Origin of the sequence: Streptomyces polyasparticus (genome assembly GCF_014493765.1) — a bacterium.
In the GTDB taxonomy this organism is placed as follows: domain Bacteria; phylum Actinomycetota; class Actinomycetes; order Streptomycetales; family Streptomycetaceae; genus Streptomyces; species Streptomyces polyasparticus.
This window is the reverse complement of the sequence record NZ_JACTVJ010000010.1, coordinates 298,068-310,401: the sequence shown is the minus strand read 5'-3', so window position 1 is coordinate 310,401 and position 12,334 is coordinate 298,068. Positions and strand designations below refer to the sequence as shown.

The 12,334-nt window shown below is 71.0% G+C and carries 11 protein-coding genes; 7 read left to right on the top strand and 4 right to left on the bottom strand.

Going from position 1 to position 12,334, the window contains the following annotated elements; translation table 11 throughout:
• The first annotated feature begins 96 nt into the window (after positions 1-96).
• The 3 genes from H9Y04_RS20885 (at position 97) to H9Y04_RS20875 (ending at position 3,898) form a co-directional block, all read left to right on the top strand.
• The gene (locus H9Y04_RS20885) at positions 97-1,719 is read left to right on the top strand and encodes an acyl-CoA synthetase (protein ID WP_187815457.1); all 1,623 of its coding nucleotides are present in this window, start codon (positions 97-99) and stop codon (positions 1,717-1,719) included.
• 98 nt (positions 1,720-1,817) lie between these two features.
• Positions 1,818-3,152: a HEAT repeat domain-containing protein gene (locus H9Y04_RS20880; protein WP_187815456.1), complete on the top strand. Its 1,335-nt coding sequence runs from the start codon at positions 1,818-1,820 to the stop codon at positions 3,150-3,152.
• Complete coding sequence (locus H9Y04_RS20875) at positions 3,134-3,898, top strand: NAD(P)-binding domain-containing protein (RefSeq protein WP_187815455.1); 765 nt, start codon at positions 3,134-3,136, stop codon at positions 3,896-3,898. The genes H9Y04_RS20880 and H9Y04_RS20875 overlap by 19 nt, the downstream gene beginning before the upstream one ends.
• A 99-nt stretch (positions 3,899-3,997) precedes the next feature.
• Here H9Y04_RS20875 and H9Y04_RS20870 read toward each other — a convergent pair whose 3' ends face one another.
• The 3 genes from H9Y04_RS20870 to H9Y04_RS20860 all read right to left on the bottom strand — a co-directional run bounded on the left by H9Y04_RS20870 (position 3,998) and on the right by H9Y04_RS20860 (position 7,848).
• On the bottom strand, positions 3,998-4,597 hold the full coding sequence (locus H9Y04_RS20870) for a hypothetical protein (RefSeq protein WP_187815454.1): 600 nt from the start codon (positions 4,595-4,597) through the stop codon (positions 3,998-4,000).
• Between the two features lie 102 nt (positions 4,598-4,699).
• A complete protein-coding gene (locus H9Y04_RS20865) occupies positions 4,700-6,130 on the bottom strand; it encodes an MFS transporter (protein ID WP_308801051.1) in 1,431 nt (476 codons plus the stop codon).
• Positions 6,131-6,336: 206 nt separating this feature from the next.
• Positions 6,337-7,848 carry an alpha/beta fold hydrolase gene (locus tag H9Y04_RS20860; protein WP_187815453.1) on the bottom strand — a complete coding sequence of 504 codons (1,512 nt, stop codon included), beginning with the start codon at positions 7,846-7,848 and terminating at the stop codon, positions 6,337-6,339.
• A gap of 137 nt (positions 7,849-7,985) precedes the next feature.
• On the opposite strand from H9Y04_RS20860, the gene H9Y04_RS20855 reads away from it, so the two are divergent.
• Both H9Y04_RS20855 and H9Y04_RS20850 read left to right on the top strand, forming a co-directional pair.
• Positions 7,986-8,486: a GNAT family N-acetyltransferase gene (locus H9Y04_RS20855; protein WP_438818128.1), complete on the top strand. Its 501-nt coding sequence runs from the start codon at positions 7,986-7,988 to the stop codon at positions 8,484-8,486.
• A 12-nt stretch (positions 8,487-8,498) separates the two neighbouring features.
• Positions 8,499-9,122 carry a hypothetical protein gene (locus H9Y04_RS20850; RefSeq protein WP_187815452.1) on the top strand — a complete coding sequence of 208 codons (624 nt, stop codon included), beginning with the start codon at positions 8,499-8,501 and terminating at the stop codon, positions 9,120-9,122.
• A 10-nt stretch (positions 9,123-9,132) separates the two neighbouring features.
• Here the strand turns inward: H9Y04_RS20850 and H9Y04_RS20845 are convergent, their stop codons facing one another.
• Positions 9,133-9,861, bottom strand: a complete 729-nt coding sequence (locus H9Y04_RS20845; RefSeq protein WP_187815451.1) for a GntR family transcriptional regulator — start codon at positions 9,859-9,861, stop codon at positions 9,133-9,135.
• 338 nt (positions 9,862-10,199) lie between these two features.
• Between H9Y04_RS20845 and H9Y04_RS20840 the strand changes: the two genes are divergently transcribed.
• Complete coding sequence (locus H9Y04_RS20840; protein WP_236071136.1) at positions 10,200-11,558, top strand: NCS1 family nucleobase:cation symporter-1; 1,359 nt, start codon at positions 10,200-10,202, stop codon at positions 11,556-11,558.
• Between the two features lie 4 nt (positions 11,559-11,562).
• The gene (locus tag H9Y04_RS20835) at positions 11,563-12,279 is read left to right on the top strand and encodes an aspartate/glutamate racemase family protein (protein WP_187815450.1); all 717 of its coding nucleotides are present in this window, start codon (positions 11,563-11,565) and stop codon (positions 12,277-12,279) included.
• The last annotated feature ends 55 nt before the right edge of the window (positions 12,280-12,334 follow it).

The window sequence follows — 12,334 nt, the reverse complement described above, 5'->3', positions numbered from 1 at the left end:
TCTTGGTCGGCACCCCTTCCCACTTGTCCGGCGCGAGGGTCTAATGACCGCCGAATCCACAAAATGCCAGGGCGCTTTCCGGGGTCAGGAGGAACGGTGGAGTACAACCTTGCCGACCTGTTCGAGTCGATCGTCGACGTGGTCCCGGACCGCGAGGCGCTGGTCTACGTCGACCACCCCGGCACGGGGGCCGAACGCCGGCTCACGTACCGCGAGCTCGACGACGCGGCGAACCGCATCGCCCACCACTTGATCGCCTCGGGCCTGAAGCCCGGCGAGCACCTGGGTCTGCACCTCTACAACGGCATCGAGTACGTGCAGACCATGCTCGCCGCACTCAAGGCTCGCCTCGTACCGGTGAATGTCAACTACCGCTACGTGGAAGAGGAGTTGGTCTACCTCTACCGGGACGCCGACCTCGCGGCCCTGGTCTTCGACGCGGAGTTCACCGAGCGGGTGGCGGCGGCGCTCCCCAAGGCGGAGAAGCTGCGACACCTCATACGGGTCGGTGCGGCACCCTCGGATGCCCCGGCGCTCGACCTCGTCGAGTTCACGGACGCTGAGGCATCCGGCTCGACCGAGCGGGGCTTCGGTCCGCGCTCGGCGGACGACCTCTTCATCATCTACACCGGCGGCACCACCGGAATGCCCAAGGGCGTGATGTGGCGCCAGGAGGACCTGTTCTTCGCGGGCCTCTTCGGCGGGGCGCCCTCCGGCGAGCCGGTCAAGCGGCCCGAGGAACTGGCCGAGCGGGTGGCGGCCGGCAGCGCGGGCCTGACCTTCTTCCCCACCCCTCCCCTCATGCACGGCACCTCCACGCTCACCACCTTCGTGGCCTTCGACTACGGCCAACGGGTCGTGCTGCACCGCAAGTACGCGCCCGAGGAAGTCCTGCGCACCATCGAGAAGGAGAAGGTCTTCTCCGTCTCCCTCGTCGGCGACGCGATGCTCCGCCCGCTGGTGGACGCGCTGCGCGGCCCGTGCAAGGGCGTGGACATGTCCTCCCTGTTCAGCCTCTCCTCCTCCGGCGCGATCATGTCGGACACGGTGCGCGCGGAGTTCCAGGAGCTGGTCCCGAACGTCATGCTCCTCAACAACTTCGGCTCGTCGGAGTCCGGCTCCAACGGCCGCGCGACCGCCGACTCGGGCCCCGAGAAGGGCTTCCGTATCGAGGTCAACGAGCGCACCCAGGTGGTCGATCCGGCCACGTACGAGCCGGTGGCGGTGGGCGAGGTGGGCCGTCTGGCTCAGCGCGGCCACGTGCCGCTCGGCTACTACAACGACCCGGTGAAGACCGCCGAGACCTTCTTCCAGCGCGAGGGCCAGCGCTGGGTGCTGCTCGGCGACATGGCCACGGTCGACGAGAGCGGCATCGTCACGGTCCTCGGCCGCGGCTCGCAGTGCATCAACACCGGCGGCGAAAAGGTCTATCCGGAAGAGGTCGAGCAGGCCCTCAAGTCCCACCCGGACGTCTACGACGCCCTGGTCGCGGGCGTCCCCGACCCGAAGTGGGGCAACCACGTGGCGGCCGTGGTCCAACTCCGCGAAGGCGCCCAGGCCTTGACCCTGGACGCGATCCAGTCCCACTGCCGCACCCACGTCGCGGGCTACAAGATCCCCCGCCAGCTCGTGGTGACGGACCACATCCAGCGCTCCCCCAGCGGCAAGGCGGACTACCGCTGGGCGAAGGCCCTGGCCGAGAAGGACGCGGGGTTGTAAAGGACGGACGCGGTCGTACGAAGAGGGGGTCCGCCGGGCGGGCTCCCTCTTTCGTGTGCGAAGGTCGTTCCCGGTCCCATGAGACGGGGAGGGCGTGGGTGGACTGGCCGGCTTTCGAGGACGAGCTGACCGCGGGTGTCGTCGCGAAGGTGACGCAGGCCGCGGGCGTCGGGGACCGGCTGTACGCGGCCGTGCTCGGTGAGTTCTACGCCGAGACCGACGGGGTGATCAGGCTGCCGATGCTGGGTGCCAACTCCGAAGAGGCGCTGGCGGCCGACGTGGACGCGCGCTGGAGCCTGCCCGACTGGGACACCGTGTGGCACCCCTGGCTGCCCGAGGCCCGCTGGGAGTTCTGGGAGCGGAGCCTGACCGAGGAGGCCTGCCGAGGCTCGGTTCGGCACTGGGAGCGGACCTTCGACCGCTACCTGACCTCGCTGGTCCACGTGTGCAAGCGTGCCCGCAAGCAGCTGCGTACAGAGGGCGTGACGGATCAGGGCTTCGTCGTGGTCGTGCTGACCGACGACGACACCGAGGACGGGCTGCTGCGACGGATCCTCGGCGTCCGGGAAATGCGCCGGCTGTTTCCCGCGTACGAGGAGGCCGCGGCCTGGACGGCTGAAGTCGGGGCGCTCGATCCGGGCGAGCGCGCCGTGCGTTACGTACAGGTGCTCAGCACGCGGTTCGGAGCAATAGGGCCCGAGGACGCCGAGAAGGCCCTGTGCGTACTGGGGCGCGACGCGGTGCCGGCTCTGCTCGCCGCCTTGTCCCACGGCCCTGACCGATGGTGGGCGGCGAAGCTGCTCGCGGACATCGGGGACGCTTCCGTCGAGGTGATCGCGGCTCTTTCCGCCGCCCTGGAGAACTGCGCGGGGCCCGACCAGAGCTGGAACGCGGCGGCGCTGTCCCGGCTCGGACGTCTCGATGTCGTCCTGTCCGCCGATGCCTTGGCGAATGAGATCGTCGTGTCGGCAGTGGCGGCCCCTTTCACCTCCTTCCGTGACCAGGCCGTCTCGCCACCACCGCTCGACTACCGGCCGCTGGAACGCTTCCTGTCCGACCGGCCCGAGTTGAGCGATGCGTTGCTCGCCGAACTCCGTCCGGGCTCCAGCTACTGCACCCTGCGGGCCGAGGAAGTAAGCACGGCCGTCGACGCCTTGGCCTCACCCCACACGGTGGTGCGCCGTCATGCCGTCTGCGTCCTGGGCGATCGCTCGTTGGGCGCCGCCGTCGGCCGACGCGTCGTTCCGCGTCTGGCCGAGGTCATGACCCAGGATCCGGACGCCACCACACGCCGCCTGGCGGTTCTGTCCCTGCGCTGGTGGAAGCAGCACGCGGCCCTCCGGCCGGCCGTGCACGATCCCCATCCCGAGGTGCGGGCCGCCGCTCAGCACTGTCTCGACGAGAAGGAGCCGTCGTGCAACGCATCGGAGTGATCGGGGTCGGGGAGATCGGGCGGGCCCTCGTCGAGGGGTTGTGCGAGGGTGGCGGTGAGGCGCCCGAGGTGTTTCTGTCGCCGCGTGGCGCCCGTACGGCAGCGGAGCTGGCCGGGCGGTACGCGAGCGTGCGGGTGTGCGCCGACAACCAGGCGGTGGTGGACAGTTCGCAGATCGTCCTGATCGCCGTGCGCCGCGATCAGCGGCACGAAGCCCTGTCCGGGCTGCGGGTGGGCGGGGACAGGATCGTGGTCAACGTGATGGCCGGGGTACGGAACGAGACGCTGCGCGCCACGCTCGACGGCGACTTCCCGGTCGTACGGGCCATTCCGCTGCCCACCGTACGAGAGCGGCGCTCCGTCACCGTGACCTGTCCGTCGCATCCTGTGGTGGACGACCTGTTCGAGCAGTTGGGCGGTGCGCTTCCCGTCCCCGACGAGGCGGCGTTCGACGTCTTCTCCGCACTGACGGGGACGCTCACCGCCCACTACTCCTACCTCGCGACCCTCACGGCCTGGGCCGGCCGTCAGGGCGTTCCGCCGTCCGAGGCCGAACGCTATGTGCGCAGCCTCTTCCAGGGGGTCGGCCGTTCGCTCGGCGACGAGGCCCGGGCGCTGCAGCAGCTCGCAGCCGATCACGAGACACCCGGCGGCAACAACGAGCGCATCCGCACCACTTGGTTCGACGCAGCCAACGCCGATGCCCTGGGCAAGGCGCTGGACGGGCTGCTCGCCGATCTCGGCTGAGGTTCGTGTCGCGGGTGCCCGGAAGTGTTCCGGCGCGCTCTGGGTGCTCGGGGGTGGTTGTCGGGCCGCCCGACCGGCTCCGCGGCTCAGTGCCGCCGCTCAGTCGCCGTCGAAACCGCCGGAGTCCACGGCGGCGCTGTCCCCGCTGTCCCCCGGGCCGGACACACCCTCCGGCCCGGGCGCTTCGCGGCGCGTCTCCTTCACCTTGTCGGCGATGGCCGTCGCGGTGATCAGGCCTGCGATGCAGGCCAGCATGAGTGCGGTCCCTGAGAGGAACACGGCGGACCACGGCGGGCTGTCGACGTCCACGCCGAAGAACGTGAGCAGGAACAAGCCCGGGCACACACCGAAGATCCACGAACCGCAGACGGTGGCCACCGTCAGGCCCTGGTGAGAATCGGCGAATTCGCCGACATCCCGTGCCGTCGCCGTCCTCCCCGGCCATACGACCGGGATCATGGCGACCGCCTGCGAAAACAGACAGGCGAGCTGGACGACTCCATACGCGGCCCACGAGAACGGGCGCGACCAGAGGTACACCGCCCCGGCGAGCGCGCTGAGGAACGTGCCCGCGTTGCCCAGCAGGACCCACGTCGAGCGGGACCACAGGACGCCGGACACCACCTCGAACGCGTACTCCCAGAACCACCTCTGGGTGATCTCCTTCAGCCAAGGGTTGCGCCTGATCCCGTCGAACATGCCCCGCCCCCGCACGTCGTCATGGCCCGCCCACCTGGAACCATGCCCAAGCCGAAGAGACCGCAAAGGGCCGGCTGACGGCGGAACGGAGTACCCCCACCATCAGAGTTCCTGCACGGGCTCCGCTCCGGCCTCACGCGTTGACGCCGGCCCCTTCTCCCCCACGGGCACCACTCCCTGCTTCCCCACAGGCACTGCTCCCGCCTCATGCGCAGGCACCGTTCCCGCCCCGTCCGCAGATACCGCACCCGGATCCTCCGGCACCCTCGCCGCCCACAGCGCCGCCGCGAGGAGCAGCGCCACCGCCCCCACCAGCCACGGCAGCGGCCCCGGTGGCAAGGCGCCGGCGACGAGGGCGGCCAGGGCGCCGACTAGTTGGAGGGCCAGGGACTGCACGGACAGGGCCGTGGCGCGGCGCTCGTTGGTGACGCGGCGGTGCAGGAGGTCGTTCTGGTTCGGGCTCGCCGCGCCCAGGCCTATGTAGACCAGGCAGTACCCGAGGATGGCCAGCACCACGGGGAACGCACCGCTCGCCGCGGCCGTCGCGGCGAGCGCCACGAGCCCGCCGCCCGCAACGGCCAGGCAGAACAGCACGGCTCGCGAACCACTGCCGGCGAGCCGTGCCGCGAGCGGGGCGCACTGGCTGCCGAGACCCGAGCAGACGAACCCCGTACAGGCCAGCGCCGCGAACAGCACGGCGCCCGACTCGGCCGCCCCGGTCACCTCGGCGGCACGGCCCGGCATGAGCAGCTCGATCGCGCACAGGGCCGCACCCACGGCGGCCGCGGTGAGCAGCACGCGGCGGACGATGCGGTCGCTGCCGCCGAGCCGCAGCCCGCCGACGACGGTGGCGGGCACCCCGCGCAGCGTGGCGCCCAGCGTCGTGCGCGGCCGCGGCTTCTCGGGCAGCGCCGTCATCACGTAGACGGCGAAGACCAGCGACATCACGGACGCGAGCAACGCCGGTACGGACAGCGCCACGATCTGTCCGCCGGTCGACTCGCTCAGCCGGTCGCCGAGGTCCGGGCCGAGCCCGAGCAGCCACGGCAGCGCGCCGCCGAGCAGCGTGGCCACCGCGAGCGCGGCCGAGGTCGCAAAGGAGCCGCGGGCGAGTCCGGTGCGCAGATCGGCGTCGGGTCCGGAGTGGGCCTGCACGGTCTCCACGTACCAGGCCTCGGCCGGCCCGCTGTGCAGCGCACGGCCGACCCCCTTGAGCGCCATGCCGAGCGCGAGCATCCACGCACTCGTGCCCAGGCCTATGAGTGCGAACGCCAGGCAGTCGAAGACACCGGCGGCCGCGAGCACGGTACGGCGGCCGATGACGTCGGACAGTCCGCCGGTGGGGAGTTCGAGCAGCGCGACGGTCAGCGAGTGCGCGGCGAAGAAGCCCGCGATCGCGGCGAGACTCATCCCCCGCTCGGTGAACAGCAGGATCCCCGGCGCGATGGCCAGCCCGGCGGGCAGCCAGAACAGCACGCAGACGGTGACGTACCGGCGGCGCGCCGCGGCCGGGCTGAGCAGTTCGGTTGGCACGAGCGTCCCCCGTCGGACTTCGAAGGCGCGCGGGCGCTGTGCGGCGCCCCCGTCGCCGGTGAACGGCAAGGCTAAGCCGGACCGGCCGACCTGGGAAGACGGGGACGCCGGTCGTCTTCCGACGCAACCAGGAAGCTGGCCTGCTTCCCATCAACCGGGACGTCGGCCGTTTCCCGGTTCAGCCTCAACACCTGCCGTCTCCCGGTTCAAACCCCGAACTCCCGCACCGCCGCAAGGAATTCCCGCGGGCGCTCCTCGTGTACGAGATGTCCGGCCTCGATCGTCACCAGGCGGGCATCAGGCATCCGGGCGGCCATCGCGGCGATCTGGTCCTGCGGGACATGGCTCTTGGAGCCGCCCGCGATCACGAGCGTGGGTGTCGTGATGAGTTCGTACGCCGCGCGCCAGGACGGATCGGGGTCGTTGAGGTCGCGGTTGGTGTCCGGGACGACGGGCCAGTCGAAGCCGAGCTCGCCCGGCGGGCGTTCGGCCGGTCCGCGGCGGGGTTCGAGCGGCACCATGGCCGGGGCTTCCTCGATGATCAGGCGCCCGACCAGGTCCGGCCGCTGCTGCGCGAGCAGCCAGGCCGCCGCGCCGCCCATCGAGTGGCCGATCACCGTGGCGCCCGCGAGGCCGCGGTCCTCGATGAACGCCCGCAGGTCGTCACGGAAGCCGGCGAAAGAATACGTACCGGGCCAGTCGCTCAGACCGTGCCCGGTGAGGTCCACCGCGTACACCCGGTGATCGGTGGCCAGTGCGGCGGCGATGCCCGTCCAGTCGCGGCGGTCGGCGCCCCGGCCGTGGACGAGGACGACGGGCGGCGCGCTCTCCGGGCCGCTCACGCTGTACGCGAGCCGGCCGCGCGCAGTACGGGCACTGTGCACCGCGGGGTCGAGAAAAGCGGCCAGCGTCCGGCGGAACGCGCCCGGGTCGTCCAGCCACGGGAAGTGCCCGGCACCGGCCTGTACGTCGAACTGCGCCGCGGGCAGCACCTCGCCCAGCTCGCGGGCGGCCTGCGGGCGCGGCACGCCGTCCAACTCACCGCTCAGAACGAGGACTTCCGCGTCCAGCGCGGAGAGGTCGGCTCGGGTCGCCGGCGGGTCGAAGGCGCCTTCCGAGGTATACAGCCGCGCCGCCTCCATGTTGATCTGCAGCGGGCTTTCGGCCGCGTGCGCCTGGGCCTGCGCGTCCCACCGGCCGTAGAAGAAGGCCTGGAACGGGCCCTCGGCCTCCTCGCCTCGCAGCCGCGCCTCGAAGACGGGCCATGCCTCGTCGAACCACGGCTCACCGCCGCGCAGCAGCGCCGCTTCGCGCCGCTGCTCCGGCGTGACGCGGATGCCCACGGCCCACAGCGTCGGCGTGATCAGCGCGAGCCGCCGGACCCGCGCCGGGTGGGCGGCCGCGTACAGGAGCGCGAGGTTGGCGCCCGCCGAGTGCGCGAGCAGATCGACACGGTCGAGGCCGAGGTGCTCCCGTAGCGCCTCGATGTCCGCCACCTGACGGTCGCAGCGGTACGTGGCCGGGTCGGCGGGCACGTCCGAGGCTCCCGTGCCGCGCAGATCCAGGAACACGAGCTGCCGGTGCGCACCGAGACCGCCGAGGTCACCGAAGTAAGCACTGGCACGCATCGCCCCGCCGGGCACACACAGCAGGGGCTCGCCGGTACCTGTCGTGCGATAGGCGAGGCGGGTTCCGTCCGGGGCGGTGAAGGTGGGCATGGCGTGATCTTCACAGCGGGCTCGGCGCCCCGGCAAGACAATTCTCCATTGGTGAACGCCCCGCCCGCAGCCGCCGCGAGGCCTGCTGGCACACTGCCGCCGTGGATGCATCGACGCAGGTGGACGCGCACATAGCGCTGCGTGCCGCCGAACCGGGGGACCTTGAGACCATCGCCGAGCTGCGGGCCGTCGTGATGCGCCCGGATCTCCAGCGCCTGGGCGTCTTCGATCCCCACCGCGTACGCCAGCGCTTCCGCGAGGCCTACGTCCCCGAGCACACCTTCGTCGTCCTCGCCGACGGCACGTTCGCCGGCTCGGTGGCGATGCGCCCCGCAGAGGACTGCCACTGGCTGGAGCACTTCTACCTCCGCCCGGACCTGCAGGGCCGCGGCCTCGGCTCCGCCGTCCTGCGCACCCTCCTCGCCCGGGCCGACGCGGCGGGCGACACGGTTCGCCTCAACGTGTTGCAGGACAGCCCCGCGCGGCGGTTGTACGAGCGGCACGGGTTCGAGCTGGAGTCCGAGGACCCGGTGGACATCTTCATGATCCGCCGCCCCGGCGCGAGCGACGCCGGACGAAAGCCGACCGATGCCGGACACAAGCCGAGCGACGCCCACCCCAAGCCGAGCGACGCCTGACACGAGGCCGTGATGACCCGAGCACAGGAGCAGCGGCAGGCCGCCGCACTGGACCTGTGGCGATGGCGCGCGCCGCTGTTCGCCTTCGAGACGGATGCGGCCTGGGGCCTGGACCCCTCAGTGCTGCGGTCGCTGTTCCATGTGGCAGCACAGGCTCCGGGCGAACGGTCGGACGGGGCCTGCCGACAGGCCGTCTCCGCGCTGTCCACCGCCGAGTTGTTCTCGTCCGAAGTGCATCCGGATACGGTCCAGCTCGTCCAGCTCGAGACGATCGCCGGCCTGCTCACCTTCGCCGAGTCGGCCGACAGCTCCTATGCCGCCGCCCGAGTGAGCGAGACCTCGACCCGCCTGGCGAGCTACCTCGACGGGCTGATCGAGGACTCGCTCCACTCCCACCCGTCGGAGGAGGCCCACCGCGCGTACCTCGCCGCCCGGGCGGACGGACCCAACGACGTGGGCTACTTCGCCGCCCGGCACGCGGCCGTCGAATCGGCCCGTCTCGGCGCGCTGCGACTCCTGCCGCCCGATGCCGGCTTGCTCGACTCCGCTGCCGGTCGCGCGCTGCTCGCGCAGTGCGAGGAGTTCGGCGCGGAAGCCGTCACCACACTGCGCTGGCTACGCGAGACGGGGTACTAGCAGCCGGGACTTACGCCTCCTTGCCCTGCCCGTCACCCTCGCCCTCGCCCTTCCCCTCGCCCTTCCCCTCACCCTCGCCCTTCCCCTCCCCGAACAACTGCCGCACCGTAGTCCGGTAGTTGGTCCGCACATGCGCCAGCGCACTCGCGCGTGCGCGGTCCCGGTCGCCCGAGGCGAGGGCCTCGTACAGCTCGTGATGTTCCTCCAGGAGCGTGAGCCACTCCTCATTGCGCCGCGTCATCCACCGCATCCGCCCGTCGACCGGCTCCATCACCGACATCAGCAGGCCATTGCCGGCCATCGCGAGGATCCGGTCGTGGAACAGCGTGTTCACGTCCGTGATGGTCTCGGCGTCCTGGGCCTCGGTGGCGACGGCCGCCCGGTCGAGGAGCTCCGCGAGATCGGCCAGCGCCTCCGGTGTGGCGCGCTCGGCCGCGAGGCCCGCGGCGTAGACCTCCAACGCCTCGCGCAGCTCGAAGAGTTCCTGTACGTCGGTGGCGTCCAGGCGCCGCACCAGCGCGCGCCGCGGGGTGTCGAAGTACACGAAGCCCTCGGCGACCAAGGCGCGCACCGCCTCCCGTACGGGCACCCGCGACACCCCGAAGCGCTCGGCGAGCTCCCGTTCGACCAGGCGGTCGCCGGGGCGCAGCCGGCCGGCGACTATGTCCTGCCGCAGCTCGGCGAGCACCTTTTCGCGCACGGCGCCGAGCGCGCGTTCAGCAGTGGTCATACAGCTCATTTAACCTGCCGCAGCCCCAGTTCAGGGCGTCGGGGCGGGAGTTCGGGCCGCCGGGGCCGAACTCCCGCCGGGCACCGCCGACCGCCGTGCGTTTTACCTACTCGTAACCGCCGGGACATTGCCGCGCGTGGGTGGCGGCGGGACGATGACCGCGTCGCGCTTGGTATACCAAACGCGCCGCTCCCTCCTGTCCCCCTTCCCATGGAGGCTCCACGTCCGTCATCGACGGCACGCGCCCTCCGGGTGCCCCCACCACCCCGGACCCCCGCCTCACCAACGAGGACCTCGCGCCCGCCAAGGAGCGCAAGTGGAAGGTCTTCGACCTGTTCGCGCTGTGGATGTCCGACGTCCACAACCTCGGCAACTACACGTTCGCCGCAGGCCTGTTGGTCATCGGCATGAGCGTCTGGCAGGTCTTCACCTCCCTGCTCGTCGGCTTCATCCTGATCTACCTCGGGATGAACCTGATGGGGAAGATGGGCCAGCAGCACGGCGTACCGTTCCCCGTCATCAGCCGGATCAGCTTCGGCGTCTGGGGCGCGAACATCCCCGCCCTGATCCGCGCGGTGATCGCCATCGCCTGGTATGGCATCCAGACCTATCTGGCCTCGGTCGCGGTGAACGTGATGCTGCTCGCCGCCTGGCCCGGCCTGGAGTCCTGGACCGAGCACTCGTTCCTGGGACTTGACGCGCTCGGCTGGGTGTCGTTCCTGTCGCTGTGGGTGCTGCAGGCGCTGATCATGACGCAGGGCATGGAGTCCATCCGCAAGTTCCAGGACTTCTGCGGCCCCGCGATCTGGGTCGTGATGATCGCGCTGGCCATCTGGATCCTCGCCGAGGCCGACTGGACCATCTCGCTCACCGACAGCTTCCACCCGGTGGACACCGGCGAGCAGGTACGGCTCTGGTTCGGGGCGATCGGCCTGATCCTGGCCACCTACGGCACCCTGATGCTCAACTTCTGCGACTTCTCCCGCTTCGCCCCCGACTACCGCACCGTCAAGCGCGGCAACTTCTGGGGACTGCCCATCAACTCCACTGCGTTCGTGGTGCTTTCGGTCGTGGTCACGGCCGGCAGCATGGAGGTGTACGGCGAGGCCATCACCGACCCCGCGCTGCTCGTCGCGAAGGTCGACAACACCCTGGTGCTCTTCCTCGGCGCGCTGACCTTCGCCATCGCCACGATGGGCGTGAACATCGTCGCCAACTTCGTCTCCCCCGCGTACGACCTGGCGAACGTCTGGCCGCAGAAGATCAGCTTCAAGGTCGGCGGATTCATCTCGACCGTCGCGGCACTGCTCGTCACGCCGTGGAACCTGTATTCCAACCCGACCGTCGTGAACTACTTCCTCGGCGGGCTCGGCGCCTTCCTCGGACCGCTGTTCGGCGTGATCATGGTCGACTACTTCTGGGTCAAGCGCGGCCGCATCGACGTGGACCAGCTCTTCAACGCCGGCCCGGACTCGCCGTATCACTACCGCAAGGGCTTCAACCCCAAGGCCCTGTGGGCGTTCGCGCCGAGTGCGGCGATCGCCGCGGTGCTCGCCCTCGTCCCGGCCTTCGACGCTGCGGCCCCGTACTCCTGGTTCATCGGTGTCGCGATCTCGGCGGTCCTGTACGCGGCGATCTGCCGCAGCGAGCGCGCCGCCGCACCAGTGGTGGTCCCGGCGCAGCGGACCGAGCAGCCGGAGGGCTGAACGGATGCGGCTGCTCGTCACCAACTGCAACACCACGGCGGCCATGACCGAGGAGATCGTGGCGGGCGCCCGCGCCGCCGCGAGCCCGGGCACCACGGTCACCGGGCTCACACCCGACTGGGGCCCGGAGTCGGCCGAGGGCTGGCTGGACAGCTACCTTTCTGCGGCCGCGGTACTCGACAGCCTGCGACGGTACGAGGGCGACTGCGACGCCGTGGTCATGGCGGGGTTCGGTGAGCACGGGCGCGAGGGCGCACGCGAACTGCTCGGCGTACCCGTCGTCGACATCACGGAGGCGGCCGCACATCTGGCCTGTCTCATCGGTCGGCGCTACGCGGTGATCACCACCCTCGACCGGGCCCGCGGCCAGATCGAGGACAGCCTTCATGCGGCGGGGGTGCTCGCCAACTGCGCGGCGGTGATCGGCACCGGGCTCGGCGTCCTCGAAATGGGCGATCCCCAGCGGACGACGGAGGCTTTCCTGCAAGCGGCCGAGCGCGCCAAGGGGAAGGGCGCCGAGGTCCTGGTGCTCGGCTGCGCCGGGATGACCGGACTGCAGCAGACCGTGGGCGACAAACTCGGCGTGCCGGTGGTGGACGGCGTCGCGGCCGCGGTGAAACTCGCCGAGTCCCTGGTCGCGCTCGGGCTCACCACCAGCAAGGCGGGCGGATACGCCGATCCGCTGCCGAAGCGGCGCATGTGGGGTCCGCCCCGGCGCTGATCCGCGCGTGCGGACATGGCGACCCGTCCCTGCCATGTCCGCACCGCGCATCCCA